The sequence below is a fragment of the Paraburkholderia sp. FT54 genome, assembly GCF_031585635.1.
Taxonomy (GTDB): domain Bacteria; phylum Pseudomonadota; class Gammaproteobacteria; order Burkholderiales; family Burkholderiaceae; genus Paraburkholderia.
Genome location: NZ_CP134197.1, coordinates 31,878 through 58,443, shown reverse-complemented (window position 1 = coordinate 58,443; position 26,566 = coordinate 31,878). Strand labels below are relative to the sequence as shown.

The window sequence follows — 26,566 nt, the reverse complement described above, 5'->3', positions numbered from 1 at the left end:
CGAACTGCCCGAGTTGCCCGATTTCCGCCCCAACGACGGCGTTATGTGCGAAGCTGACGCTCAGTTGTGGCCGAACTCAATCCCCTAACCCATCGCCACCCCCGCCTGGAGCAGCGCGATGCAAGCACATCCTTTGCGTCTCTTTCCTGGCGACGATCTGCGTGTCGCCCTAGAAGATGTGCTTCGTCAGGTCAAGTTGCAAGCGGCCTTCGTGATCCAGGGCATCGGGAGCCTCAGCGTTGCCCAATTGAGATTTGCCGGGGCCGAGGATCCGACTGAGCTGCGCGACGATCTGGAAATCCTGACGCTCGCCGGATCCATATCACCTGATGGAGCGCATCTGCACATGTCGGTCGCCGACCCGCGCGGTCGAGTGTTCGGTGGTCATGTGGGACGCGGTTGCACGGTGCGTACAACTGCGGAAATATTGCTGGCTCTTCTTCCCGAACATCGCTTCTCCCGGGAGCGCGACTTAAGTTCAGGATTCATGGAACTGGTGATACGAAATGAACCACCCGCGGAATAGGCTGGATGTGTACGTCCGTACTGCGCTAACGACTGAGACGTTTTCACCGCCGTACTTTGCGCTTCCAAGGTGGTGAAAGCCGCTGATCTTGAGGTCCTTGAAGTTATGCGGTGGATCCGTCCGGTTGTGAGCATCATCGGGACGGCCGGTTTCCTGGGTACACCATCCACTTGTCGGAGCGGTCGATCACACGATCATCGTGGTTGCGAGCTTCGAGATAACAAAATCGTAATCTGCCTGCCTGCTCAGCGTCATGAAGAGCCCTCAATAATGACTCGCCGCTTGGAATGGCGGTCCAGAAGCGAGCTCTTACAGACGAAACCGGCTCACACATGTGCGGCTCTAGAAGGTTAAGTCTGCCCGTGTCGTAATGACAGGAGATAACGATGGTGCCCGTAAATCCGATCGCATCTGCTCTGCAGCAGATGCAAGTAATGGCGACTGAGGCGACGAATGCGCAGTCGCCAGACTCTTCGGCGTTAGTTTCGCCCGCGACCGGCCCCGTTAGCTTCTCGGAGCTACTCCAACAGTCGCTCGCGAAGGTCAGCGCCAGTCAGGCGTCGGCAAATGGTGAGATGCAGGCATTCGAAGTGGGCGCACCGAACGTCTCGCTCAATGATGCGATGATCGACGGGGCGAAGGCCGGCATCATGTTTCAGGAATCACTCCAGATCCGTAATAGACTCGTAAGCGCCTACACCGACATCATGCAGACGCAGTTGTAGCGAAACATCACGCTGCAACTCGCTGAACGCATACTCACGGCCGCTGTCCGTGGTTTGCTATGCATTGTCGACGTCACAATCCTGCGTCATCTTTCTCGTCGGCCCCGGCCACACAAGTCTGGTTCCGTCCTCGCCGCTTCGCCGCATATAGCGCTCTATCCGCGGCTGCAACCAGGTTAAGGCTGTCGCCAACACTGTCCGGTTGTTGTGCCGCCACTCCGCAACTGACCGTGACAATACCCGCGGGGGACGCGACATGTGGAATCTGGAGACTTTCAACGGTCTGCCGGATGCGCTCGGAAACTACGCGCGCTCCGTCCGGGTCGGTTTCCTTCAGAATCAATGCAAACTCGTCCCCACCGTAGCGCGCGACTATGTCTCCAGGACGTTTCGCCGAGGATGCAATAGCTTGCGCTATCGCGCGCATACATTCATCGCCAGCCTGGTGACCGTATCGGTCGTTGTAGCTCTTGTATCCGTCGATATCGACCATGACAATCCCGACAAAACTGCGACCTTCTGCCCAGAACTCCGGCTGCGCTTGAAGTGCCATTTCGCGGTCGAAGTACCGACGGTTAAAAACGCCGGTCAGTCCGTCCCGGAAGGCAAACGCATGTAATTGACTTCGCTCATCTGCGAGGCGTTGCTCTGCCGCCCAGCGCTCCGTAATGTCGTGCGCTGTCGCCGTGAGCGCGTGGGGGCTTGCCGCGAAACCTTTCGATGACAGGGCGAAGGTACATTCCATCCACACGACCTGGCCATCCATGCGCCGGAAGCGAATCACCTGGGAAGCCCTGGACGCACCCATCGCCATGCTCTTGATTGCTGCAGCAAGGGCATCGCGGTCGTCGGACAGAACCAGGTCCGGGAGCTGCAAACCAACAAGGTTTTCAGGGGCAATTCCTATCACGGCCGTAGCGCGTGGTGAAACGTACGTGAGCCTGCCATCGGGCGCCATGCTCATGACGATATCGGTCGCGTTCTCTGCCAGTATCCGGTATCGCTGCTCGAGGTCGCGGAACATTGCAAGAAGGCGGCAACGCCCCATCTGCGTAGCGCTGATAGGTAAAGCAATGCCCATCGCCGCGACGAGAAAAAATTGGAGCGCAAAGACGCGGGTGGCCAAGTCCCCATACGGAAACGTCCAGAGCGGTCCCGACCCGCGAACGGTAAACGACACCGCAATCCCCAGGCACAGGAGCAACCCCACCATCAAGCCTGCCATTTCTGCCTGAAGCGCCAGTAGCACGATGGGCGGGAGCGCCCAGTACAACAGCGGAAAGTGATTTTGCCCGAATACGCCCGTCGTGATGACGCAAACCAGGAGCAGGAGGCACCCCGTCCTTCGCCGACGCTCGACACGCAGCAGTTGGGTCACCTCGCCGGTCCAGAAGACGATGGCGACGGGCGTCAATATCGCAAGGCTCAAGGCATCCGAGAGGACCCATTTGCAAAAGTTTTGCAGCAGATGGCCGACTAACTGTCCGTGCAGCATGGACGTCACAAGCAGTCCGGATACAACCGGCGCGAGCAACACAGCACCGGCCATGAATTTCACGAGAGGCTTCGGAGAAAAAAATTCGACGACCGTTGAGACAGGCGGGGCGAATGCCAGCGCCACCAGCACCTCAAGGAGGTTGGCGCACAAATATGAAACGGACACAAATAAACGTTCACCAACCAGCAGGCTGGCGCTTAGATAGCCCAGCATGCCCCCGGCAAATGCCCAGCATCGCAGTCTGTGCGGTACTACTATCATTTGCGCAAGGAGGGCGGCATTGGTCAACCAGATTGGACCGATTTCTCCGGCCGTCACCTTGAGCGCCCTGCTGACAAGGCTCGTCACCGTCGTCACCGCCAATGCGAGCACCATGGCCCGGACAGCGTTGTCCCAGCCTGGTGACAGCATTGCTTCGATCAGTGCGCTCAACCGGGTAGGCGGCTTCTCGGATGGCTGTCCCAATTGTCTTCTCTCAGGTTCTTGTTATTGCGAACTCGGGCGGACGCCCTCCGTGAATCGCGTCGTTCATTCGGGCTATCGTGAAAGAAGCACCGACATGCAACTACAAGTCGACCTCAAATTGTCCGCGGCCACCGTTGGTGCGACGGTTCCATCAATCCAGTGCTTGCCGTTGATTCCGTATCGGCGGAAATCTGTTCGGGAAACTTCCACGTTTACCCGCAGTAGCTGCTTTCGGTTCAACGCAGTAAGTGCGCCTCGACAGCGCATGCTCGTGCGTCACCTCACACCCAATGGCTTACCCGGATACTGAGCGGAATATCCCAAGCATGCACACCAGCGTAGGGAGTTGCTGCAGATGTGCAAGACATTCGCCAGGCTGACTCGGACAGAAACTTCACATGCTGTGAACTGGCGTTCCCAGCGGCTTGCCGCGACGACCGTTGTTGCGAGTACCCGTTATGCGGATAACCCGGGCAGAAAGGCAGCCTTGGAAACAGTCGTCGATAGCCATTGTGCCCAAGCGCGAGGAGTTTTCTGATTGACCGAAAAGCGATAATCAGACATTCGTGATGGGAAGAGATTCAAAGACGGTTCATGTTCGCGTGGTGCGAATCAACGCAGCCTGGTCTCGGTAACACACTTCAACTCACAAGCTCAAGCTGCATTTTCCAAGGCGACACGAAGTACACCCAAGCCTCGTCAATGTACGGGCTGTTCGTCTTGTATTCGGGAGCGCCCGACACCTTAAGTCCGTGACCCCCCAGATACGCAACCGGCGCCTCGATATCGTCCACGAAGAAAGCCAGATGGTGTCCGCAATTACTCGCATGCTAAAGAGCCGGGGTCACCGACCATGACGAGCGCGGCGGTCCGGTTGGCGTTGCACAGAAAAAAGGCGCGAGAAGCCGATTGCCCGGCGTCACGCGCCCACCCGGTACCACTACTGCAATTGACCTATCGAACGAGGAACCCGTATGTCAACGGGTCTCGTTCGTGCCGTGCGGGTCGTAAATCACGATGGGGCATTGCACGCACGCTGCATGCGCATGTTGGGCATACCATCGGCAGGTGCCTCGAATACCACATTTAGGCATTCCGTCCTCGGGCTCGGAAAGAACCGCCGGGGCAGCGACAATAGCATCGACAAGTCCACAACGATGACCCGTCCACTGCGCGCATGCTCCACCCATGCACGGCCCGAGGAATCGGATGCGATTTTCAAGCGGAATACCATTCGCACGAAGACCGCTCAGCAGCGTATCGCTCACCGGGATTTTTGGGCTGATATACGCGACGGTCCCATTTTCCATCACGGCCCCAAGGACGGCTGATGCCGCTTCGGCCGGCGCGCTTGGACAGGTGCCTAGTGGACCGAGGCCGACATCGCCTTCGACCGCATTGGCACTGCACCCTGAAGGGGACGCCATCTCAGCCCCCGCCACCTAGCTCCTGGTCCGCAGCCTTTTGAAGCTTTTCTGCTAGTTCACCCAAAAATATTCTGCCGCCGTTCAAGAGAATGTTCGACCAAACAGGTCCCTTTACCGGCGCGGGCCCCTCGCCGACCAAGGCTGTGAGGAGCGCAACATTCATCTGCGCCGAAGCATGAGCGACCTGCCCTTTTTCCAATGCCGCGCCGGAAACGGTGATTTTAAATTCGGTGGACTTCATGAGTCGCTCCGCGAGTGATTGCAGTTATTCGAACTTGCACCGGGATTCGTGAGCACGCGTGGCTGCTTTGTCACTGAGTTCATGGAACGTGCGTAACGCCGATAGCTTCGTGCTGGGTCGAAGTACGATTGAGAATAGGCAGAACGCAGACAAATGCAAGAGACAAGAAAGCAAACCGTTAAGGAAGTTGCCACCCGGCCCAGTATCGAGACAGTGCTAGTTAAACGCTACAAACGATATCTTCGCGGACCACGAACGGGGTTTGCCGCCTATCGCCGCGACTTCCCGGTCACCATCCGAATTTCGCTTCGACGCCCACATAGTCCGCGTTGCGCGCCCCTAAAGCGCGGATCGAATCGCCGACTTCGAAATGCACCGCTTCCAGCGCGAAGGCGACGTTCGGGCTGACGAGCCAGTCGGCGCGGATCTGCGCATACATTCCCGTCCAACGCGTCCCCTTCCCTGCCGTGCCGGGCACCACGGCCGAGCCCTGGCCGTAGATCGCATCGGCCGTCGTCGCGCGCCACTGGAAACCGAGCGCCGTGAGCAGCGTGACCTTGGGCGACACCTTGAACGTGATGGACGGCTTCACGTGTATCAGATTGCTATAGCCCGTGTATCCGGCAAGCGTGAAGTAGTAGCCGTTCGGAAACAGCGGATTGAAGGTTTCCACGCGTCCATCGCCCGGATGCCGGTCGCCCGATGCGCCATCCACTTGCAAGCCCAATCGCGGCGAGCCCGCCACCGACGCGAACGTATAGCCGCCCAGCAACCCGAACGCCCAAGCGCCGATGGTGTCCTTGCCGACGTGCCCCGTCTGCACCATCGTTTCGGCATCCCAATCGAATGGGACAGCCTTGCCCGCGTAACGCACGTCGAACACATCGCGATGCTCGGTGCCTGCCGCGTCGAGAAAGCGCGCGTTGTCGCGGGTGTAGCGCGACCAGTACGCGGACAGATCGCCCGGCCCCGTGCTCGCGCGTTCGACGCGCACGCCGCTAAACGTGAGATGCCGGTTCGACACATCGTCGAACACGGTGACGTCGCGATACTGCACGGGTTGCGTCATATAGCCGATAAAGCGCCACTTGTCGATTTCATAGTCGGCCCACAACGCGTCGAATGCCTGACGCACGTTCGGCCCATCGCGCACCGAGACGAACCGCTGCAAGTCGAACGCCATTTCCTGGCGGCCGACGCGCGTCTTGAACGTGCCGCCGCCGACGCCATAGACGAACGCGACGAACGCCTGCTCGATATCGAGCGGATTCTTGTCGACAGGCGACACCGAATCCTTGCCGAAGGCCCGCGCGTCTTCGAACTGAAAGAAGGCCTGCACATGTTGCCCGATGCGAGCGTCGGCATGCACTTCGGCGCGCTGGATCACGTAGCTGTCGGGCCGCGCGCTGCCGAGTCCGAAAAGCGGCGTGTTGTTCAGTTCGAAGCGCTCACGCAGGTTCGCACCGAGCGACAGATACGTCGACGGATCAGTGCTCGTCGGCATGTACTTGAGGGCATCGAACGGCTCGCGCGGCACGCACGGATTCGCCAGCACCGACCAGTCTTCCTGCCAGCGGTTGAACGACAGCGACGACGGCCGCTTCGCAGTGCATTGAGGCACGGCGACCGCGTCTGCCGTGTTGTCGGCGGCGTATGCGTTCGCGCCGTCCATCAATCCGCACACGGCGAGCGTCGCGCAAGCGGCCGCCTTCGACGTGGCGCGCCGCATCGCGCATTTCACCGACCGTCGCACCGTCACTTCGTCAGTTCGTGAATTTCGGCGACATAGCCACCGGGAAACTCGACCATCGCGGTGCGCCCTTCGACCGTGCGGCTCGCCGGCGACAGCAGTTGTACGCCGACTCCCTGCGCCTTGGCGAGCGTCGCATCGAGATCGGCGACCTGATAGCCCGTCACCTCGTGTCCGAACGGATACGGCAGCTTGCCATCGGTCGCGAACACGAGCATGTTGCCGAAGCCGGAGGTAATGCGCACGCGCCGGATCGTGTCGCCGGACCGGCCGATTTCGACGCCATCCGCATGACGATTGTCGGACACGACCTTGCCGTGCGAGAAGCGCAGGAAGCGCCTGATGAAGTTGTCCGCGGATTGCGCGGACACATAGACGCGATTGTCCGGCACTGTTTCGAGCGGACCATATGACGGCGCTTTCGTGTGCCAGTACAACTGCATGTTCAGGCCGCCCGGCCACTGGATGATTGCGTCCTTGCCGATCGGATCGTCGAACGTCTCGACGACCACGTCCGCACCCGCGGCGCGCGCGGCACGCACGGCCTTGTCCATGTCGGTCACGAGATAGCCGGTGCGTTCGCTGCCGAACGGATACGGTATGGGCGTCTGGAACGCGAACACCGACAACATGCCGACAGGCGTCTGCACATACTGCGAAGCGGTTTTGCTCGGCGTCGGCGTCACCGTGAACACCGCGCGCGGCGAAGCCTTGCCGCCGAACGTCGCGACAAAGCTGTCGACGAAGGCGTCGATGTCCTGGCTCGCCACATAAACGTGCGTCGTGTCGTACTGCGGGCCAACCGACACGACAAGCATGCTCTTGCCCGCGTTCTGATGATCGGCCTCGGCGAATGCCGGCGAGCCGGCCAGCGCCATGCCGAGCGCCGCGATCGACACCACGGCGGCCCGCAACAATCGAACCATCTTGACGGTACTCATAAAAACACTCCTTGCTGGTGATGGATGCCGCGCCTCGCGCGGCGCAGTCAGATTCCGGCTTGCGGCGCGCCCGTCTTGCGCGCCTGCACGGCGAAACACGCGTCCGTGCCTATTGATCGTCGCTGCATAACGAAGTCGGCTTGCTGCTCGCGACGGGCGGGGCGCTTTGGGATTGCGCATCGGGTGTGCGGATCTGCGCCCGCACGAACGGAATCGCATGCTCGCCAATGACAATGCCGAGCAGCCCCGCGAGCGCGATCAGCGGCGGCGCGGGCGATTGCACGCGCACGAGGTAATACAGCAGGCCGACCACGAGGCCCGCGCCTAATGCAATCAGATATGACATGTTTCACTCCTCACATGCCGTGCGGGCCTGCGCTTGCCCGCGCGCGTGCGGCCACACTGCGATCCGGTAGCGTCCCGCGCCGCCAATCACGATCGTTCCGAACATGATCAGCAGCATCCACGCGAATTGCCCCTGGTCCAGCGTCCATTCGCGATGCACGAGACCCAGCGCGATCACGCAGACCAGCATGATCGGCAACGCTGCGAGCCGCGTCGCGATGCCCGCGATCATCAGCAGCGGGCACACGACCTCCGCGAAGATCGCACAGCCTAGCGTTAGCGTCCTGCCGAAATGCAACGGGTCTTCGATTGCCTGGAGCTGGCTCGCGTAGTGGATCGCCTTTGGCAGTCCATGCACGAGCAGCACGAGCACACTCGCGGTGACACGCAGAAACAGCAGCGCGGCGTCGGGGGCGGAAAAACGGTTCATGACCTGCCTGGCGCCTAGAACGTGAAGCAACTGCACCCGAGCGCTCCCCAGAACGTGTTCGCATCGCCGGCGGGCACGTTGCTGCGCCACGCCCATGCATGCGCATGACGATGCACGCCGCACAGGTTCACGCAGGCGTCGTTGCACGACTGCTGCAGCGGCGCCGTGGGACGATAGCGCGCATAGCCGCCGTACTCCGCGACGGGCGACCACGCCGGGCTGACGGGCAGCGCGGGCGGGCCGAACGTTTCGAACTCGTCGGCGGCGTAGACGACGCGTCCGTTGACCACCGTGAGCACCGAACTCAGATGCTTGATGGCGTCTTCGCCGATCGTGAAATAGTCGTCCGAGAGCACTGCGAAATCGGCAAGCTGGCCGGGTACGAGAGCGCCCTTCCTCGTCTCGTCGTTCGAGAACCATGCGCTGCCGACCGTATATCGGCGCAGCGCTTCCATGCGGTCCAGCCGGTCGTGCGCCGCGTACATCTGCGTGCCGCCCACCGTGCGTCCCGAAACGAGCCAATACAGCGAAACGAACGGATTGAAACTCGCGACACGCGTCGCGTCAGTCCCCGCGCCGACGGGTAGCCCCGCCGCGAGCATCTTCCGGATGGGCGGCGTGTGCGCTACTGCTTCGACGCCATAGCGTTCGATAAAGTATTCGCCCTGATAGGCCATCCGGTGCTGCACGGCGATACCGCCGCCCAACGCCGCAATGCGTTCGATATTGCGCGTCGAAATCGTTTCGCAGTGGTCGAAGAACCAGCGCAGGCCGTCGAAAGGCGTGTCTTTGTTCACGCGCTCAAATACGTTGAGAAAACGGTCGATCGATTCGTCGTACGTTGCATGCAGCCGGAACGGCCAGCGGTTTTGCACCAGCAGCCGTACGACTGCTTCGAGTTCGCTTTCCATCGCGCCCGGCAGGTCGGGGCGCGGCTCCAGAAAATCTTCGAAGTCCGCGGCGGAGAACACCAGCATTTCGCCCGCACCGTTCATTTTCAGAAAGTCGTCACCGTCGCCGGGCTTGGTGAGTTTGACCCACTTCGCGAAGTCTTCGATTTCCTTCTTTGCGTTCTGCGTGAACAGGTTGTACGCGATGCGCACCGTCAGTTCGTTGCGCTTAGCGAGTTCCATGATGACCGCGTAGTCGTCGGGATACGACTGATAGCCGCCGCCCGCATCGATAGCGCTCGTTACGCCCAGACGATTCAGCTCGCGCATGAACTGGCGCGACGAGTTCAGTTGATCGTCGAACGGGAGCTTCGGTCCTTTGGCAAGCGTCGCATACAGTAGCCCCGCGTTCGGGCGCGCGATCAGCATGCCCGTGGGATTGCCGCGGCGGTCGCGCTGGATTTCGCCGCCGGGTGGATTCGGCGTGTCGCGGTCATAGCCGACGGCACGCAGCGCCGCCGCATTGAGCAGTGCGCTGTCGTAGAGGTGCAGGATGAAGACGGGCGTATCGGGCGCGATCGCGTTGATCTCTTCGAGCGTCGGCCCGCGCTTCTCCGCGAACTGGAATTCATTCCATCCGCCGATTACGCGCACCCATTGCGGCGCGGGCGTACGCGCGACCTGCGCGCGCAGCATGTCGAGTGCATCGCGCAGCGACGGCACGCCATCCCAGCGCAGTTCGAGATTGAAATTCAAACCGCCGCGAATGACATGCAGATGCGAATCGTTGAGACCGGGAATGACCGTGCGTCCCTTCAGGTCGATGCGGCGCGTGGAATCGCTCGCCCACTGCATCATGTCGTGGTCGTTGCCGCTCGCGACGATCTCGCCTTGCGCGATGGCAAGCGCCGTCACGAACGAACGCCTGTCGTCCTGCGTCGCAATCTTGCCGTTGTAGATCACCAGCTCCGCAATGCGGGCCGGCGGAATGGGTGCGGTCATCGTCGCTCTCCGTGGTGTTGGGTCAGGCGCGTTTCACGGGCGACGACAGCAGCGTCGCCCGTGACGTAGGGCAAGGACTACATGGGGAGATCAGGGCCGATCAGCGCGCCTCGCTCGCGTGGCCGCCGAGAATCTGCTTCGCGTAACGCACGCCAATGCCATACGAGGTGTGCGCCTTGAAAATCTCCATGCAGCCTTCGTACGTTTCACCGCGCGCCCAATCGCGTTGCAGTTCGCACATGAACTGCACCGACGTCAGCGGCACCGCGCCCGCCTGCACGACGCGCTGCACGGCACGTTCATGGGCTTCTCCAGTGATGTCGCCGCAGGCGTCCGTCGGCACGTAGATTTCGAAGCCTTCGGCCAGCATCTGCACGGTCGGGAAGGCGACGCACACTTCTGTCCACAAGCCCGCGATCACGATTTTCTTGCGGCCCGTCGCCTTGATCGCGTCACGAAAGTTCTTGTCTTCCCACGAGTTCATCGACGTGCGGTCGATCGGCTTGATCTCCGGAAACACCGACTGCACTTCCGGCAGCAACTGGCCGCTGAAAGAGTCGGCGGCGACTGTCGTCAGAACGGTCGGCACCTTGAAGAGCTTCGCGCTCTTCGCGAGGATCTGGATGTTGTGCAGGATGGTGGTGCGCTCGTGCGAGTGCGTGCCGAAGAACATCTGCGGCTGATGGTCGATAAGCGCGAGCGCGCATGTGTCGGGCGTCAACAGTTCATAGGCCATGAGTAGCTCCAATTCACGAGAATGCGAGGGACCCGCACGGTTGCACGAAGGCAACCGTGTCAGTGTCCGGTTAGTGGATGAGTTCAGTGACGTTGTATCGGCAAGGCAGACGCGAACGGCTTGCCCCACAGCTTGAGCGCGAATTTCACAATCCGCACTGGCACGTCGACAGCATATGACGTTGTACGAGATCGGGACATTGCATGTTTATGTAATCCGAGGCACGTCCAGATGCGTGGCCTCATTGCTCACCAGGCGTCGAGCGTCACCCGCTTCGCTGGGGCTGCTTCCAGATTCATGTAATAGACACCTTGTGTCGCGCGTACTACTGTCAAAGCGTAGGAGTAGCGCTGATGGTAGCGTCGCGGTCAGAGGAGAGCGAGATGGGTGCCGGCGAGAAGTGCTTGCGAACGCTGGTCAGCAAGTGGTTTGGATCTTCCGCGGTGGCGACGCTACGCGTGATGGAGTTCAGTCGCACAGGAACGGATCGAAGGCGTTACGTGCGCATCGGCGCGGCGCGTGCGGATGAAAGTTTGACGATCGTTTTCTTCCGGCACGATGACGGTTCGTGGAACGTGTTCCCGGCAAAGGCGGACGGGCCCGTAATGCGTGCTTACCCGCTTGCGGCGTGAGCGATGGGTCGACAAAGATGCCGGCAATGTTCAAGTCAGCGCGGCGCCGGATCTCACTGGCGAATTTTGAGGTGGAGGCGTCACGGACTGACCGTTAGTTGCGTATCTGAGTTCCATCAAAGGCGCAGAGGTGAGCCTTTACAGGGGGATCTCGCCACTGTCTGGGACGTGATCGCGTGAGCCCGCGGCTCTTCAGCAAGCGAGTCCGGACAGTCAGTGCATTCAGCTGCCCAGTCGCGCACAGTGAGACTAGAACCTATGCCGGATTCCGATCCGAGCGACCGCTTGATGATGATTCTAAGAAGGCGGCAAATCGGCAATGTTCGCGACCGCCGCTTGCCCGGTCGAGTCGTTTCCGCTAACCGTCTGCCACTCGCCTGAAATATAGACATCGGGGCGTTTGGACAGCGTGTGATTCACACCAGCGGAGATCTGATCGTATTTAGCTTCCCCAATGGTTTGAGTCACCGCGTTCCCTTTCGGGAAGTTAAAGGCCGCTCCAACCGACCAATCCGGGCAATCAGGTATTGCAGGCTGACTTCCGCATCGTTGAAATCCGCGCGGCTCCAACTAAGCGCGGTGATGTTCGAATAGCGAATGCCACCATAGTCAGTACGAGCTCGTCTGCAATCCTTCAGAACTGTCAAGAACAAGCCGGCCGGCGACTAAACGCATGCGTATCGTCGCCGGTCGAACGAACTCGCACAGCGCGCTAGGGTCACGAGAAAGCAATGGCCGGCAAGACTGCCCCAACGCGCGAGCGGGGGTTACCGTGCGGAAGGCATAGTGGTTCTGCAGCCCATCCAATGTGGCCTACAGTGTGTCGTAGCCGACGAACAACTGGCACACGGCCTGCGCGTCGACACAGGCATGGAGCCGGTCGCGGAAGTGATGGTCGCAAAAGCGCTGCGCTACGTCAGCCAGCAGATGCAGATGCGTGGTATTGGCCCATTCCGGGACCAATAGCACGACCATGTCGGCCACAGGGTTTCCGTCGGGCGCATCAAAGGGAATGGGTGTCGCCGGACGAACATACAAAGCCATGGCCCCACGTAAACCCCTGATTTGACTGTGTGGAACGGCAACCCCTTGGCCCAGCCCGGTTGAGCCTAACGCTTCGCGCGCTTCAAGTCCCGCGGTCACGGTCGCCGCTGGCAGCCCGAAACGTTGTTCACAGAAGCGGCCAAGCTCTACGAAAAGCGAGTCACGGTCAGCCACGTCGAGACCGAGCAGGACATGATCACGAGACAGGAGTTGCGCAATAGTGCGCTTTGCACCTGCCATTTCGTCCGGTTGAACGACCGAGCCGGCATACGGAGGGGACGCTGGGTTGATCAAATCCCGCCAGGCGTCGGTGGGGGTGTCCGGGACTTCAAGCAATTGCCCTAGTTCGGCGGTCGGCGCCAGATGGACGACCCGCTGGATCGCATCGCTCATTGCGTCCCTGGGCAGATAGAGCGAAAGCCGCATGCGGTCCGTTCCGGGCAGCGGTGCGAGGCGAATGGTCCACGGTTGACCGGCGCAATCGCGGATCAGAGCCTGACGTAATGGAGTGGCGTGTTGGGCGTCGAGGGTGACGTGCATCATCACATTGCGGCCCGGCACGGCACGCGACCGTCGGTGGACAGGAGGGGTCTTGCCAGATGTGAGGAGAGCCCGCAGGCCCGCCAGTGGATGCGTCATATCGCCCCCTTTCAGTTGCTTATTTTAAGGTTACCCAGATCGACGTCAAGTTTGCGTAAAAATCGCCAGTTCAACGGACTGTCGTCTGTAAATAACTCAACAGCGAATGACTTTCTTTCGAGCATCAAATGGCACTTTTCAAGTCCGCAATCTGACCGTCGAGCGACTTGTTGAATCAGTAATCATCAACCGATCTGTCTGCGTCGATTCCCCATGGCGGAGTGGCGAAATATTTTGGAATAGATCGCCGCGACGAACGTTTATGCACGGAGGATCCAGTGCATCAAAGGCTAGCGCAAGGTTAGCGGCTCGCGGTCGTCCGTTCGCCGGACATCGCAGTGGAGACACGCCGGTGCCGGGGCGCCATTCTGTCCATCAAAGGAGAACGTTCAAATGAAACTTCACCAACGAGCGGTACATACAGTTGCCTTAGGTTTGACGGTAGCAACGCTCGCGGCATGCGGCGGTAACGACAACAACAGCAACAACAGTACGATGGCCCCGCAGTTCAAATCCACGATTCTCGTGTCCGACGGCAGCGTCAGCGCACCGCACACCGACGCGAACCTGAAGAACGGCTGGGGGATCGCGTTCAATCCGACCGGGCCGGTATGGGTATCGGATAACAACACGAAGAAGTCGACTCTCTATGACGGCAACGGCGTAGTGCAATCACTCGTGGTCACCATCCCGCCGAATGCTGCGGGTCAAGCCGCGGGACCGACCGGCATCGTATTCAACGGGAGCACCGATTTCCAGATCAGCGCCAACGGCGGTGCAATGTCCAACGCGCTCTTCATCTGGGCGACGGACGCCGGCACCATCGCTGGCTGGTCACCAAAGGTCTTGCCGACCCAGGCTGTCACGGTGCATGACGATGGCGCGGGCGGCGCCGTGTACAAAGGCCTTGCAATCGGCGTGAACGCCGGCGCGAACCTGCTTTACGCGGCCGACTTCCACAACAAGAAGGTTGATGTGTTCGACAAGTCATTCAACAAGGTTCAGCTCGCCGGCAGTTTCAGCGACCCGAGTCTGCCCGCTGGCCTGTCGCCGTTCGGCATCGCGGCAATCGGCGGCACCGTCTACGTGGCGTACGCCGTGCTCGGACCCGATGGCCACACGCAGATGAACGGCCCGGGCAACGGCGTCGTCGATGCGTTCGATAGCGCGGGTAACTTCGTCAAGCGCATCGCGACCGGCAACACGCTGAATTCGCCGTGGGGCTTGGCGCTCGCGCCGGCGAATTTCGGCGCGGCCAGCAACGACCTGTTGGTGGGCAACTTCGGCGACGGCACGATCGACGCGTTCAATCCGAGCAGCGGTGCATTCGTTGGTGCGCTTACGCAGAGCGATGGAACCGTCTTCAAGCAGCCAGGTATCTGGGGAATCTCGTTCGGCAACAACGTGGATAGTCAGCCGCTCAACACGTTGTTCTTCGCGGCAGGTCCGACACCCACGAGTGGCGTATATGGTCGCCTTGATTTAATGCCGTGATGGACGAACGATTTGATGATGAAGCAAGAACTGAATCCTGCTGTGAGGAAGTGCTCAAGCAGCTGCATTACGTATAGGCTCAATACCAGTGCGACCACCGTTCACGAACCGACGCTGCATGCGCTGGACGCGATGACCTTCGTCCTCGGACACTTCGCTTCCATCGCGGCTTCGTCGGCGGTTCGGCGGCCCACTCTCCAGTCGTACCGTTTCCGAAGACGGGCGGTCCGTGCGGCCGATGCATTGGGGCCTATAGTACGCAGTGACGCTTACCGGAGCCCATTCTGATGAAAAGCAAAACAGGACTTCTGCTTGCCACACTGTTGGTCATGATGCAGTCCGCTCACGCGGCGGATCTGATCGTTCTTTCAGCGGCAGCGATGAAAGGCGCACTGGAGAACCTGCCCGAACAATATCTGGCCGCAACGGGTGATCACGTGCGCCTCGTTTACGGCACGGCGGGACAGGTGCGTGACCGGGCAGTATCGGGCCAGGCGTTCGATCTCGTCATAGTTCCATCCGAGCCCCTCGCCAAACTGACCGAGCGCCATCTTGTTGAAAAGGGTTCACAGGTAGATATCGCGCGCGTGCGGCTCGGAGTCGCGGTCAAAGCTGGTGCCGCGTTGCCCGGGATCAATGACGACCAGGCGTTCACGAAAGTGCTGCTCGATGCCCCTTCGATCGGTATGGCCGACCCTGCCACCGGCGCTACCTCGGGCATCTATCTGGCCCGGCTGATTGACCGTCTGGGCGTTGGCGGCACGGTGGGTCTCAAGGTCAAATATTATCCGGAAGGGCAAACCGCCATGGAAGCGATGGCACGAGGCGAGGTGTCCCTCGGATTGGGACAGATCAGCGAAATCAAGCCCGTGCATGGTGTCACCCTCGTCGGGCCAATCCCGGAAGATTTGCAACTCGTGACGACCTACGCAGCGGGAATAGGTACAAAGAGCGAGCGTCCGGACGCAGCGAAAAAGCTCCTTTCCTATCTCACCGGACCGACAGTGCAAACGTCTTTGAAGGCGAACGGATTCGACCTCGTCTTACCGGCCAATTGATTCATCGCGTGCCGCGGCACACGCCATGATAGAGACAAACGCGCGAACCGGGACAATACACTTCGTACGCGTCTCAAACTCGGCACGCACGGTATCCCGGTTCCGTGATCAGGAGCACCAGCAGGCGCTCACGGTGTTTGCAACGTCCCGTCCTTCAACCGGGTCTGAGTCCACGTCGTGACGTTATTCACGCACGGATATTTCGCCGCCTCGGTTTCGTCGATGTCCACGCCCAGACCGGGCTTGTCGTTGGCATATACGTAGCCGTCGCGGAACTCGGGCAGACCCGCGAATACGTCCAGCAATGCCGCGCGCGGTCCCTTCAGTTCCTGGATCACGAAGTTGGGCGGTTCGGTACCGGACCATTCCTGCACACCGAAATTTCGCGAGGCCAGATCGATGTGGATGTTTGCCGCGTGCGCCATCGGCGACATATCGCCTGGTCCGTGCCACGCCGTCCTGACGCCGAACTGCTCGGCGAATATCTGCAGCTTTCGCCCCGCCGTGATGCCGCCGATCTGGCTCAGGTGCACGCGGATATAGTCCACCAGGCGCTCGGTGATGAGAAAGCGCCATTCGTAGGGGTTATTGAAGAGCTCGCCTTGTGCGAGCGGCGTGGTTGTCTTCGCGCGCAACTGGCGCATCCATTCGCCGTCCTCGAGCGGGATTGCGTCTTCGAGAAAGAACAGATCGTACTGTTCCAGTTCACATGCGAAGCGGATTGCTTCAACGGGTTTCAGGCGTTCGTGCACGTCGTGGCATAGCGCGACGTCAAAACCGATCTTGCTGCGGATGCCGTCGAACAGCTTGAGCGTTTCGCGCATATACCTCCTGCTGTCAAGATACACGCCGTCCGCCGAACCTGAAGGCGCACTCGACGGCGCCCTGCCGTAAGCGCCTCCGCCATAGCCACCGCTCTGACAGCGAATATGCGCGATGCCCTGCTCGCGATACTTCTGGATGTTCTCGCACAGCTCGTTGAGGTCGCGGCCATCGGCATGCCGGTAGATCGGCACGCCTTCACGGCATTTGCCGCCGAACAACTGATACAACGGCATATTCGCCAGTTTGCCCTTGATGTCCCACAACGCCATGTCGACCCCGGAGATCGCGTTGTTCTCGATCGGTCCGTTGCGCCAGTACGCGTTCTGATGCATCAGTTGCCAGATTTCCTCGATCGCCTCGGCATCGCGTCCGATCAGCAGCGGCCGCAGATATTCTTCGATGAGACATTTGACCGCCACATGTCGGTACGCGAAGGTCGCGCAGCCGAGGCCGACCAGACCCGGCTGGTTGGTCTCCACCTTCACGACGATCAGGTTGATGCCTTCCGGCGCGGTCAGGATGACCTTTACATCGGTAATCAGGGTTGCCATTTTCAGCCTGCTAAAAAGCGAATCGGGGAAAACAAAACTGCTCGGGTGCAGCTTTACGTGCGATGCAGCGACAGCTGCGCTTCACGCTTGCTGCGCTGATCGGAATGCGCGGGCACGGTCATCATCAGGATGACGGAGAGCAGCAAGCCGCCCGCCATGAAGATGTACGAAGCCGCCGGGCTGCCGGTCGCGCCGTTCAGATAACCCACCACCCACGAACCCGCGAATGCGCCCAATGCGCCGCATGCGTTGATCAGACCGATCGCGCCGCCCAGCACGTTGCTCGGAATCAGCTCGGGCACCAGCGCGAAGAACGGGCCATACGGCGCGTACATGCTTGCGCCAGCCACCACCAGCAGCGCAAACGAGATCCAGAAATGCGAACCGCCGATCAGGTACGAAGCGACGAACGCAACGGTTCCGACAAGCAGCAGTGGCCACACGAAAAGTTTGCGGTTGTGCGTCTTGTCCGAAAGCCACGAGGCCAGCAGCATCAGAACGATAGCCGCGAGATACGGCACCGCGGCAAGCCAGCCGACCGAAACGATATCGATTGTCGACGCCGCCTTGAGAATCGACGGCAGCCACATGATGAAGCCGTACACGCCGATGCTCCACAGCGCATGAATCGCGCAGAACTTCATCACGATCGACGAACGGAACGCCGCCTTGTAGTCGCGCACCGGGGCAATGTCGGCCTGCTCGGCTTTGAGGCGTGCCGTGAGTTCGGTCTTTTCGGCGTCGCTCATCCACGGCGCGTCGGCCGGGCGATCTTTCACCGTGAACCACCACACCACCGCCCAGATCAGCGCAGGCGCACCTTCGAACACGAACATCTCGCGCCAGCCGAAGCTGCGCACCAGATAGCCCGACACCACCGACATCCACAGCACCGTCACCGGATTGCCGAGAATCAGGAACGTGTTGGCGCGGGAGCGTTCGGTGCGCGTGAACCAGCGGCTGATGTACATCAGCATCGACGGCATCACGGCGGCTTCCACCACGCCGAGCGTGAAACGCAACATCATCAGCATCGGAATGTTGCTCACCATGCCGGTTGCGGCGGCACACAGTCCCCACAGGATCAGGCTGAAGAAGATCAGCTTCTTGACGCTGTTGCGCTGCGCGTAGATCGCGCCGGGCACCTGGAACAGGCAATAGCCGAGAAAGAACAGCGAGCCGATCAGCGAGGACGTGCCGTGCGTGATGCCGAGGTCCCTGTCAATCCCGGCCGCCGCGGCAAAGCCGTAGTTCGCGCGGTCGAGATAGGCGAGGCTGTATGTGATGAAGATGATGGGCATCAGATACCACCATCTCTGGGTTGCTACGGGCTTGACGCTTTCCATGATGTCTCCGGATCGGTACGGCGCATACAACGGTTGACTGCGCGCGAGTCGTTTTCTTGTTTTGCTGTACTCGCGCGGACCTGCATTCAAGACTGCTTCAAAGTACGGCCAGCCAGCCGCCGTCCACGTAAATGATCTGACCGTTCACATAGCTCGACGCGGGCGACGCGAGGTAGACCGCCGTTCCGACGAGTTCTTCCGGCTTGCCCCAGCGTTGCGAGGGGTTGCTGCTCCTTACCCATGCGTCGAAGGCTGCGTTTTCGATTAGCGGCTTGTTCATGTCGGTCAGGATGTAACCCGGCCCGATCGCGTTCGCCTGGATGTTCGAGACCGCCCACTCGGCGCTCATTGCGCGGGTCAGCATCTTGATGCCACCCTTCGCCGCCGTGTATGCGCCAACCGTCGCGCGGCCCGCTTCGCTGGTGAGCGAACCTATGTTGATGATCTTGCCGCCCGTGCCGCGCTCGATCATGCGGCGCGCGGCCTGCTTGGCGACAATGAACGCGCTTGTCAGATTGGTGTCGATCACGCGCTGCCAGTCGCTTAGTTCGAGGTCAACGAGCGGCTTGCGGAACTGGATGCCCGCGTTATTCACGACGATGTCGATCTGCACGCCGTCGTTGTCCCACTGCGCGAAAGCCTCGGCGACGGCCGCTTCGTCGGTGACGTCGAAAGCTCGGCCCTGCGCCTTGTAGCCCTTGCCGGCGAGTTTGCTGACGGATTCGGCGACCGTATCGGCCCGCGTGCCGTTGAGCACGACGCTTGCGCCCGCCGCCGCCAATCCCTCGGCCAGGGCGTAGCCAATACCGCGTGCCGAGCCGGTGACAAGCGCCGTGCGGCCGCTCAAATCGAATAGATGGGTCATGCTGAATCCTCAGTGTGTTTCAGGAGAAGGCGCGAGTGCGCCCCTCGCGACGGATCGACACGTCGCGTTGCAAGTGACTTTGGTTCGCTATCGGCGTGACAGGACTGCGTCAGGTCGGTTTATCGTTGGCGGTGGCGTTCAATGCGGCGCGATCCTCGAAATCCTGCTCGGCGCGTTTGATCAGCGTCAGCACCGCCTGTTCGGCCGCGTCCGGATCGCCCTGCTCGACCGCGACGCATAACGCCTCGTGCATCGGCAGCGAACGGGCCGGGCCGCCGGCAATTTCAGAACTGAGTTCGAAGCTCGTACGCAGGATCGCCGAGAGCGCGTTCTGCATCTGCTGGACGAACTGGTTGTGACATGCCGTGAGAATGGCGCCGTGAAACGCCAGGTCGGCGGGAACGTATTCGCCGTGGCCGGCCACTGCGCGCTCCATCGCCTTGAAGGCTCGCCGCACGGCGACGCGGTCTTCCGGCGTCGCGCGTTTCGCGGCGAGCCTGGCCGCGTTCGGCTCGATGATCAGCCGCAACTCCATCAGATCTTCGATGAGTCCCGGTTCGATCGTGCCGGCGCGCGCGCGCCAGGTGATCACATCGGGATCGAACAGTTGCCATTGCGAGCGCGGCAGCACGATCGTGCCGTAGCGGCGGCGCACCTGCAGCATGCCCTTGGCCGAGAGAGACTTCATCGTCTCGCGGATCGTGATGCGGCTCACCTGCATCTGTTCGGCGAGTACGGGCTCGGCGGGCAGGATGTCGCCGGGCATGAATTTGCCTGAGCAGATTTGCTCGCCCATCTGATTCAGGACCTGTCTATGTAGCGTCGCCACCGTTCACTCTCTAGGTCATACGTATGATGTAGAAGATAGACGTGGAGAGGCGTCGGCGCAACCAGGGTTGACCCCGTGGAGCAGCGCCGTACATCGAATGGATCGGTAGTTCCTCGGCGGCGCTAGTGGCAATACAAATCGTTGTCGGCATTGAACATGTCGAACGCGAGCCGAGTCGCCTGGTCGTGGCGCACCGTCGACAACCAGCGCTCACGCCGCCAGTCACCCACGGTACGTTCGATGAAGACGGCACTCACGACGTCGCCACCGCGCGATGCAATGAACGCGGATGCGGGCGCAACGCGGTCCGGCAATTCACGGTAATAGGCCCAGTCCGGCTGTTCGAGCAAAGCACGGATCACGTACTCGTCGTCGACGAGCGCTGCGCATTCGCCCGCCTGGAAAGCGAGCAATGCATCGAGTGGACGGTCGAAACTCTGCAATGTCGCCTGCCCCCGTTGCGCGGCGCGCGCGGCGAAGAGACTTCGCCGCGATGCGCAGATGGAGCGGTTCTTCAGGTCGCTCCACGCATGAACGTTGCCGTGCCGCAAGACGAGCCCCGAGCGGGCGTCGATCATCTCCGCCGCGACCAGCGCCGTGATGCTGTAAGCGCTGGCCAGCCGGATGCCCGTGAGTATTTGGGGCAGCGCGGCGGGCAGCACCACCTTCGTGAAGATGAATCCCTGGGACGCGCCCATCGAACGCGCGCAGTCGATGAAGACTCGTTCGACCTGCTTCACGCCTGAAATCGTATTGAGCAGCACGGGCCAGAAAGCAGCCCACACGATGATGGCGATCTTCGACGACTCACCGATCCCGAGGAACAGCATGAACACCGGAAAGAGCGCAAAAGCAGAGACCTGCCGGAGCAGTTGATGAAGCGGATCGATGATGCGGCAATCAATCCAACAAAATTTGCTTAGGTTAGCTGTCAGTATTCGAATGGCGTCGCCGGACTTTGCCGACACGAACGTCCGCCAACAATTCGCCGCCTTGCGCCGGTTCGATGGTGCGAAGAGAACGGCAGCCGCCCTATACTGTCGTTGAAACGCCTGTGCAACGGAAGCCCACCCACTTCCTCCCGTTCGCGATGCCACATCCGTTAAGCCTGCCTCTCTTTTATACAGTCCTCGCCGTTTGCGCCGCGACGACAATCTGCTCTGCTCGCGCGCAGGCACTCGGCCCGTCGCCCGACCGCCTCTCCGCGAGCGGCATCCATCATGCAAAGCACACGGAAGATGGCTTCGAAAACAACGATGGTCCGCTCGCGCGCGCCTCGGTCTGGAAGTGGCGCTGGAATCGGCTGATTCATCGTCTGCCGCCGCCGCCCGAGAATGGCTACGCGTTTCCCACCGATCACCCGGATGTCGAATGGCTCAAGGCAAATCGCAGCGAAAATACGATGACGTGGATCGGCCACGCGACCGCGCTGCTGCAGATCGACGGCGCCAACATCCTGACCGACCCCATGTTTTCCGAACGCGCGTCACCGTTCTCCTTCATCGGGCCGAAGCGGCGCGTGGCTCCCGGTCTGACGCTCGCCGAACTGCCGCATATCGACGTCGTGCTGATCTCACACAGCCACTACGACCACCTGGACGCGCAAAGCGTTCAGGCATTGAACGGTCAGCCGGGCGGCCCGCCTCTCTTTCTGGTGCCGCTCGGCATCAAGGAGTGGCTGGCAAAAAAAGGCATCACCAACGCGCAGGAACTGGACTGGGGCGACCGCACGCAAGCGTCGGGGCTCGACTTCTGGTTCGTGCCCGCGACGCACTGGTCCGCGCGCAGCCTCACCGATCGAAACGAGACGCTATGGGGCGGCTGGGTCCTGAAGACACCGCCGCGCGCAGCGCATCCGTTCTCGCTGTATTTCGCGGGCGACACCGGCTACTCCGGCGATTTCAGGCGGATCGGCGCGGCGTTCGGCTGCTTCGACCTCGCGCTGATTCCGATCGGCGCGTATGCGCCGCGCTGGTTCATGGGCCCGCAGCACGTCGACCCGCAACGGGCTGTGCAAATTTTCCGGGACGTGCACGCAAAAAAAGCGATCGGCATTCACTGGGGAACGTTCGAACTCGCCGACGAGCCACTCGACGAACCGCCGAACAAGCTCGCCGCAGCCACGCGTGAAGCCGGCCTGCCCGCCGAAGCATTCACGGTGCTGCACCATGGACAGATGATCCAGCTCGACGATCCGAGCGAGCCTGGCAATTCATCCGGTACACGCGACGCATGTGCGCGATAGCCGTGCGTTAATCTTGCGCGCAGGCCGCGCGCTAATCACACACGCTGCACGCAGCTGGTCCGCGTTACGACGATTGCGACCGCGATCGTCCGAGAGCCGACATTTCTATCGCCGAGATGCGTGAGCGCCCATCCGCGAGCTCGCCGGCATGGTGGTCATGTTATCGAACGATGCCGCGTCGAATACGGCGTCGTGATTGCGCCAATCAGTCCCTGGACTTGAGCGGTACAGTTTTCAACTTGCGTTGATCTGTCCTGGACGCACACTGTTGCGTCCAGGTTGCGTCAAGGCTGATTGCATATACTTGAGGTATCAACCGCCGTAACAACTTTGTATCGGACGAAACTCTATCCGATCTTGTCCTTAAGCGACGCATGACTTTGGGCGCGAACTCATTTGGATCAACAGTTCCAGGCCAGCGAACCCCGTCGCAACGCGTTGCCGATTGACAGACGAAGCGTACTTCTCCAGGCGCTTCCGGCAGAGTCATGGCTGCCACAAGGCGAATTCCGACCGGAATATCAAGGCATTCAAGCCATTCGAATCGACACCAGCCCATCACCTATCAACCTGATTCTCGGAGAGTAGATCATGACTGAATCAAGCACCAAAAGGATCGCGCTCGTTACCGGCGCGGGCAGCGGTATTGGCCGAGCCGCTGCGACGGCGCTTCTCGCCGACGGCTTCAGCGTCGTGCTTGCTGGCCGCCGTGCCGAGCCCCTCGCGGAGCTCGTCGAGACTGCAAAGGCCGCGGGCCAGGAAGCACTGGCAGTCGTGACCGACGTTCGTGATGCAGCAAGTGTTGATGCCCTCTTTGACACCATCGACCGCACCTACGGCAGACTCGACGTTCTGTTCAACAATGCGGGAGTCAATGCGCCCGCCGTGCCGATGGACGAGCTACCCGTTGAAACCTGGACGAATCTCATCAATACCAACGTGACCGGTGTTTTCCTGTGTGCGCGCGCTGCTTTCGGATTGATGAGAAAGCAATCGCCGCAGGGCGGCCGGATTATCAACAACGGGTCGATCTCGGCACATACGCCACGCCCCTTCACTTCGCCCTACACGGCTAGCAAGCACGCAGTGCTTGGCCTCACGAAGAGTATCGCGCTCGATGGCCGCGAGTTCAACATCGTCTGCAGTCAGATCGACATTGGCAATGCGCTAACGGAATTGTCCGAGCGCATGACGCGCGGCGTACTTCAGGCAAACGGAACGATGGCAGCGGAACCCATGATCGATGTGAAACATGTCGCAGAAGCGGTCCGTTACATCGCCAGCCTGCCCTTGAGCGCCAACGTTCTGAACATGACGGTTATGGCCAGCAATATGCCATTTGTGGGGCGCGGGTAGGGCCCTGCTGCGGGCGGGCGCAGCGATGCGCCATCTCAGGCTGCCGCGAAGCGAGCCTCATCTTTGAATACCCCTTGAAAACGCCTCGATCTGAGGCGTTCGAGATCCTGTCGCACATCGGAATTCCGTTTTCCGCCCATCTCTTTGTCAAGCCGCCAGTCCGTCGTCATTGCGTTGATCGTCGCCAGCGCCTATATCACGACTCTTGCCCCACTACTCTCCAAAGGAAACGCACGGGCATGGCGACCGGCGTCCGCCTCATGCCGCCGCTCTTATGGCCGCGCTGGGACCGCCTGTCCCGCCTCGGCGTCGCGATTAGGCAGTGCGTTTGCGCCGTGTCGGCGGGAGCGTCCATTCACCGCCCTCCTCCACGTGTTCCGTCAGCTTGTTGATGCAGTCAAAAAGCACTCGCTTTTCCTCCGCTGACAAAACGGACATAAGTTGCTCGTCGAAGATCTTGCCGATCCGATCGCACTTGCGGACAATTGCCTTGCCTTTCCTGGTCAAGTTCAGGTTGATGACACGTGCGTCCGTCGTGCCGGTAGAGCGTGTGAGCAAGCCGCGATTAGCCAGCGTGGTGACCAGCTTCGAAACCAGCGTCTTTTCAAGGTACGTCAGCTCAATCAGCGGGCCGAGCGAAATGCCCGGCTGCATATCGATGAAACGCAGTACGCGCAGGTCGCGCAGGGTTACGTCACATTCGGCTTCGTAAAGGCCGGACGCCACACCCTTGGCCAACTCGCTCAGTACATCGAGGCGGAAGTTCAAATGCTCCAGTCTTGGATACGGCGCCTTCGACATGCTGTTCTCCCATTCAGCTATTCTGATTCAGTTGCACACTGCAATTTTTAAAGTTTACGCGTTCCGTGCACAAAACGTACCGTCGTATGGAAACTCCCATGCGTGCAGGCAAGCCGGGGGCTTGCCAAACGGCACGAGCGTACCGCAATGCGCACGAATGGGGCAAGCACGCACGATGCCAATGCGGCGAGCGGACGGATGCTGATTAACCCGTCGTCCCTTCGTCAACCGCCTCGGGCCCTCGACGTGGCCAATTGCATTACGAACGCCTGGATGCACGGGCAAACCACGCGCGGCGCATCGGCTTGAGTGCGGCGATCGCGAGCACGGCGGTGCAACTATCCAATGCGATTGCCGTGCCGAACACCGCGTCCCAACCGCCCGTATGCTCGTGGAGTAGCGCCGCCACCGGTCCGCCCAGGATCGAACCGATACCTTGCGCATAAGACAGGCATGCGTAGTTGACGATCGCATGCTTGCCGCCAAACGTGTCCGTAAGCGTCGAAGGGAAAAGCGAAAAAATCTCCCCCCAGCCGAGAAAAACGACGCCCGACAGCAGCACGAACAACAACGGGTCGTGCCGCGACGTGAGCCACAAGGTCATCGCTATCGCTTCCATCCCGAACGCGATCAGCATCGTATGCTCGCGGCCGATCAGATCGGAGATCCATCCAAACATAGGCCGCGTCACGCCGTTCGCCACGCGATCGATCGTCAACGCAAGCGGCAGCGCGGCGAGACCGAACACGGTGACCCCCGCCATGCCGAAATCTCGCGTGAAGACTGCCATTTGTGAGGTCACCATCAGGCCGGAGGTCGCCATCATCGACATCATCACAAACATCAGCCAGAACAGCGGAGTGCGCAGCATATTGCCGGGCCGCGTGTCGGGTACGGCCGCGGCGGCTCTCTGCGGCCGCCAGTCAGCCATATAGCCGGGAGGCGGCAGCCTCATGCCGAGGGCGGCAAGTATGCCGACCACGCCAAGGATCACACCATAGACGACCAGCGTATGCTGATAGCCGTACCGGGCGATACTATTGGTGATCGGAAATGTGGTGAGCATCGCGCCCATGCCGAAGCCTGCCATCACCACGCCGATTGCAAAACCGCGACGGTCTGGGAACCAGCGTGCCATCAGCCCGATCGTGCCGACCACGACAATGCCAACGCCGATTCCCCCGAGAACGCCATAGCAGAGATAAACGGACAGCAGAGATTCCGCGCGGCTCGTCAGTACCCAGCTAAGTCCCGTGATCGCGCCACCCGCGGAGAGCAACCAGCGCGGCCCAAAGCGCTCAATCAGATAGCCCTCGAGCGGCGACAGAAACGTCTGGCAAACAATGAGGATGGAAAAAGTGACCTGCAGACCCGGCAGCGACACACCGAGCTGGGCGGTCAACGGGCGCGTCAGCAAAGTCCAGATGTATTGGGGATTGGACGCGACCATCGCGCACACGAGGCCGCACAATAATTGCCACCAGCGGCTGTGTAGCGAAAGGACAAGCGGCGCGCGGGTGCGGGCGCCGAAATTCTGGGTGCTCATGCTTGAACTCCGTACGAATAAGTGACACGAAATGACTCAGGCAGCGTGCTTGCCCGAAGGCCTGACGCGACGCTCCTGGACAGCGCGCTCAGTACATCGAAACGTAAGTTCAGATGACCCAGCCGTGAAAACGGCACCTTTCGACGATCCGTCAGTGCGTCCGCATCACGTCGATATAGTTGCAATTTCCAATAATTTGCATTTACATGTGCTTTCAATTTGCACGAAGTGTGCCATGTCCCAATAACCCTCTGTTCATGGACAAATCAGGCGTTTTTCATACCGCGATGAAAGCGCGGCCATGCGCAAAAACCATGCGCGGTGCGCGAGAAAGGTGCACTGCGCGAGGCGAGATCACC

At 60.6% G+C, this 26,566-nt stretch carries 23 protein-coding genes and 1 pseudogene; 6 read left to right on the top strand and 18 right to left on the bottom strand.

Annotated elements, in window-relative coordinates:
* Positions 1-118 precede the first annotated feature (118 nt).
* Entirely contained in the window at positions 119-526 is a 408-nt protein-coding gene (locus RI103_RS33025) for a DNA-binding protein (protein ID WP_310819045.1), read from the top strand.
* Between the two features lie 386 nt (positions 527-912).
* Positions 913-1,251 carry a flagellar hook-basal body complex protein FliE gene (gene fliE / locus RI103_RS33020; protein WP_310819044.1) on the top strand — a complete coding sequence of 113 codons (339 nt, stop codon included), beginning with the start codon at positions 913-915 and terminating at the stop codon, positions 1,249-1,251.
* 73 nt (positions 1,252-1,324) lie between these two features.
* Here fliE and RI103_RS33015 read toward each other — a convergent pair whose 3' ends face one another.
* From RI103_RS33015 to RI103_RS32965, 11 genes are all read right to left on the bottom strand, one after another.
* Positions 1,325-3,181, bottom strand: coding sequence for a diguanylate cyclase (locus tag RI103_RS33015; protein ID WP_310819043.1), 1,857 nt, complete (start codon positions 3,179-3,181; stop codon positions 1,325-1,327).
* A gap of 1,010 nt (positions 3,182-4,191) precedes the next feature.
* Entirely contained in the window at positions 4,192-4,641 is a 450-nt protein-coding gene (locus RI103_RS33010; protein ID WP_310819042.1) for a hypothetical protein, read from the bottom strand.
* Position 4,642: 1 nt separating this feature from the next.
* Positions 4,643-4,882, bottom strand: coding sequence for a hypothetical protein (locus tag RI103_RS33005; RefSeq protein WP_310819041.1), 240 nt, complete (start codon positions 4,880-4,882; stop codon positions 4,643-4,645).
* Between the two features lie 289 nt (positions 4,883-5,171).
* Entirely contained in the window at positions 5,172-6,611 is a 1,440-nt protein-coding gene (locus RI103_RS33000) for an alginate export family protein (protein WP_409077062.1), read from the bottom strand.
* 26 nt (positions 6,612-6,637) lie between these two features.
* Positions 6,638-7,573, bottom strand: a complete 936-nt coding sequence (locus RI103_RS32995) for a glyoxalase (protein ID WP_310819040.1) — start codon at positions 7,571-7,573, stop codon at positions 6,638-6,640.
* Positions 7,574-7,682: 109 nt separating this feature from the next.
* Complete coding sequence (locus tag RI103_RS32990; protein WP_310819039.1) at positions 7,683-7,919, bottom strand: DUF1427 family protein; 237 nt, start codon at positions 7,917-7,919, stop codon at positions 7,683-7,685.
* 3 nt (positions 7,920-7,922) lie between these two features.
* Complete coding sequence (locus RI103_RS32985; RefSeq protein ID WP_310819038.1) at positions 7,923-8,348, bottom strand: DoxX family protein; 426 nt, start codon at positions 8,346-8,348, stop codon at positions 7,923-7,925.
* Positions 8,349-8,362: 14 nt separating this feature from the next.
* Positions 8,363-10,240, bottom strand: coding sequence for an amidohydrolase (locus RI103_RS32980; RefSeq protein WP_310819037.1), 1,878 nt, complete (start codon positions 10,238-10,240; stop codon positions 8,363-8,365).
* A 100-nt stretch (positions 10,241-10,340) separates the two neighbouring features.
* On the bottom strand, positions 10,341-10,976 hold the full coding sequence (locus tag RI103_RS32975) for a hydrolase (protein WP_310819036.1): 636 nt from the start codon (positions 10,974-10,976) through the stop codon (positions 10,341-10,343).
* 929 nt (positions 10,977-11,905) lie between these two features.
* Complete coding sequence (locus tag RI103_RS32970; RefSeq protein WP_310819035.1) at positions 11,906-12,076, bottom strand: hypothetical protein; 171 nt, start codon at positions 12,074-12,076, stop codon at positions 11,906-11,908.
* Between the two features lie 345 nt (positions 12,077-12,421).
* A complete protein-coding gene (locus tag RI103_RS32965; RefSeq protein WP_310819034.1) occupies positions 12,422-13,291 on the bottom strand; it encodes a PTS sugar transporter subunit IIA in 870 nt (289 codons plus the stop codon).
* Between the two features lie 393 nt (positions 13,292-13,684).
* On the opposite strand from RI103_RS32965, the gene RI103_RS32960 reads away from it, so the two are divergent.
* Both RI103_RS32960 and RI103_RS32955 read left to right on the top strand, forming a co-directional pair.
* Positions 13,685-14,785, top strand: a complete 1,101-nt coding sequence (locus RI103_RS32960) for a TIGR03118 family protein (RefSeq protein WP_310819033.1) — start codon at positions 13,685-13,687, stop codon at positions 14,783-14,785.
* 287 nt (positions 14,786-15,072) lie between these two features.
* Positions 15,073-15,843, top strand: coding sequence for a substrate-binding domain-containing protein (locus tag RI103_RS32955; RefSeq protein WP_310819032.1), 771 nt, complete (start codon positions 15,073-15,075; stop codon positions 15,841-15,843).
* Between the two features lie 128 nt (positions 15,844-15,971).
* On the opposite strand, the gene RI103_RS32950 is transcribed toward RI103_RS32955, so the two are convergent.
* The 5 genes and pseudogenes from RI103_RS32950 to RI103_RS32930 form a co-directional block, all read right to left on the bottom strand.
* A complete protein-coding gene (locus RI103_RS32950; RefSeq protein WP_310819031.1) occupies positions 15,972-17,219 on the bottom strand; it encodes an enolase C-terminal domain-like protein in 1,248 nt (415 codons plus the stop codon).
* Positions 17,220-17,272: 53 nt separating this feature from the next.
* Positions 17,273-18,565 (bottom strand): MFS transporter, encoded by a 1,293-nt coding sequence (locus tag RI103_RS32945; protein ID WP_310819030.1) that lies wholly within the window; start codon positions 18,563-18,565, stop codon positions 17,273-17,275.
* Positions 18,566-18,662: 97 nt separating this feature from the next.
* On the bottom strand, positions 18,663-19,430 hold the full coding sequence (locus tag RI103_RS32940) for an SDR family oxidoreductase (RefSeq protein ID WP_310819029.1): 768 nt from the start codon (positions 19,428-19,430) through the stop codon (positions 18,663-18,665).
* 109 nt (positions 19,431-19,539) lie between these two features.
* Entirely contained in the window at positions 19,540-20,259 is a 720-nt protein-coding gene (locus RI103_RS32935; RefSeq protein WP_310819028.1) for a FadR/GntR family transcriptional regulator, read from the bottom strand.
* A 122-nt stretch (positions 20,260-20,381) separates the two neighbouring features.
* Positions 20,382-21,149 (bottom strand): annotated as a pseudogene (locus RI103_RS32930) (ABC transporter permease subunit); the annotation flags it as partial.
* A 200-nt stretch (positions 21,150-21,349) separates the two neighbouring features.
* Between RI103_RS32930 and RI103_RS32925 the strand changes: the two are divergent.
* Positions 21,350-22,504, top strand: coding sequence for an MBL fold metallo-hydrolase (locus RI103_RS32925; RefSeq protein ID WP_310819027.1), 1,155 nt, complete (start codon positions 21,350-21,352; stop codon positions 22,502-22,504).
* Positions 22,505-23,095: 591 nt separating this feature from the next.
* A complete protein-coding gene (locus RI103_RS32920; RefSeq protein WP_310819026.1) occupies positions 23,096-23,860 on the top strand; it encodes an SDR family oxidoreductase in 765 nt (254 codons plus the stop codon).
* Between the two features lie 315 nt (positions 23,861-24,175).
* On the opposite strand, the gene RI103_RS32915 is transcribed toward RI103_RS32920, so the two are convergent.
* Together RI103_RS32915 and oxlT are read right to left on the bottom strand one after the other, a co-directional pair.
* Positions 24,176-24,661 (bottom strand): MarR family transcriptional regulator, encoded by a 486-nt coding sequence (locus RI103_RS32915; protein ID WP_310819025.1) that lies wholly within the window; start codon positions 24,659-24,661, stop codon positions 24,176-24,178.
* Between the two features lie 259 nt (positions 24,662-24,920).
* Positions 24,921-26,207, bottom strand: a complete 1,287-nt coding sequence (gene oxlT / locus RI103_RS32910; protein WP_310819024.1) for an oxalate/formate MFS antiporter — start codon at positions 26,205-26,207, stop codon at positions 24,921-24,923.
* Positions 26,208-26,566 lie beyond the last annotated feature (359 nt).

What these genes read in the sequence shown, in the direction of transcription:
- RI103_RS33025 (WP_310819045.1), top strand. Translation starts at nt 119, where the DNA reads ATGCAAGCACATCCTTTGCGTCTCTTTCCTGGCGACGATCTGCGTGTC.
- fliE (WP_310819044.1), top strand. Translation starts at nt 913, where the DNA reads ATGGTGCCCGTAAATCCGATCGCATCTGCTCTGCAGCAGATGCAAGTA.
- RI103_RS33010 (WP_310819042.1), bottom strand. Translation starts at nt 4,641, where the DNA reads ATGGCGTCCCCTTCAGGGTGCAGTGCCAATGCGGTCGAAGGCGATGTC.
- RI103_RS33005 (WP_310819041.1), bottom strand. Translation starts at nt 4,882, where the DNA reads ATGAAGTCCACCGAATTTAAAATCACCGTTTCCGGCGCGGCATTGGAA.
- RI103_RS33000 (WP_409077062.1), bottom strand. Translation starts at nt 6,611, where the DNA reads ATGCGGCGCGCCACGTCGAAGGCGGCCGCTTGCGCGACGCTCGCCGTG.
- RI103_RS32995 (WP_310819040.1), bottom strand. Translation starts at nt 7,573, where the DNA reads ATGAGTACCGTCAAGATGGTTCGATTGTTGCGGGCCGCCGTGGTGTCG.
- RI103_RS32990 (WP_310819039.1), bottom strand. Translation starts at nt 7,919, where the DNA reads ATGTCATATCTGATTGCATTAGGCGCGGGCCTCGTGGTCGGCCTGCTG.
- RI103_RS32985 (WP_310819038.1), bottom strand. Translation starts at nt 8,348, where the DNA reads ATGAACCGTTTTTCCGCCCCCGACGCCGCGCTGCTGTTTCTGCGTGTC.
- RI103_RS32980 (WP_310819037.1), bottom strand. Translation starts at nt 10,240, where the DNA reads ATGACCGCACCCATTCCGCCGGCCCGCATTGCGGAGCTGGTGATCTAC.
- RI103_RS32975 (WP_310819036.1), bottom strand. Translation starts at nt 10,976, where the DNA reads ATGGCCTATGAACTGTTGACGCCCGACACATGCGCGCTCGCGCTTATC.
- RI103_RS32965 (WP_310819034.1), bottom strand. Translation starts at nt 13,291, where the DNA reads ATGACGCATCCACTGGCGGGCCTGCGGGCTCTCCTCACATCTGGCAAG.
- RI103_RS32960 (WP_310819033.1), top strand. Translation starts at nt 13,685, where the DNA reads ATGAAACTTCACCAACGAGCGGTACATACAGTTGCCTTAGGTTTGACG.
- RI103_RS32955 (WP_310819032.1), top strand. Translation starts at nt 15,073, where the DNA reads ATGAAAAGCAAAACAGGACTTCTGCTTGCCACACTGTTGGTCATGATG.
- RI103_RS32950 (WP_310819031.1), bottom strand. Translation starts at nt 17,219, where the DNA reads ATGGCAACCCTGATTACCGATGTAAAGGTCATCCTGACCGCGCCGGAA.
- RI103_RS32945 (WP_310819030.1), bottom strand. Translation starts at nt 18,565, where the DNA reads ATGGAAAGCGTCAAGCCCGTAGCAACCCAGAGATGGTGGTATCTGATG.
- RI103_RS32940 (WP_310819029.1), bottom strand. Translation starts at nt 19,430, where the DNA reads ATGACCCATCTATTCGATTTGAGCGGCCGCACGGCGCTTGTCACCGGC.
- RI103_RS32925 (WP_310819027.1), top strand. Translation starts at nt 21,350, where the DNA reads ATGCCACATCCGTTAAGCCTGCCTCTCTTTTATACAGTCCTCGCCGTT.
- RI103_RS32920 (WP_310819026.1), top strand. Translation starts at nt 23,096, where the DNA reads ATGACTGAATCAAGCACCAAAAGGATCGCGCTCGTTACCGGCGCGGGC.
- RI103_RS32915 (WP_310819025.1), bottom strand. Translation starts at nt 24,661, where the DNA reads ATGTCGAAGGCGCCGTATCCAAGACTGGAGCATTTGAACTTCCGCCTC.
- oxlT (WP_310819024.1), bottom strand. Translation starts at nt 26,207, where the DNA reads ATGAGCACCCAGAATTTCGGCGCCCGCACCCGCGCGCCGCTTGTCCTT.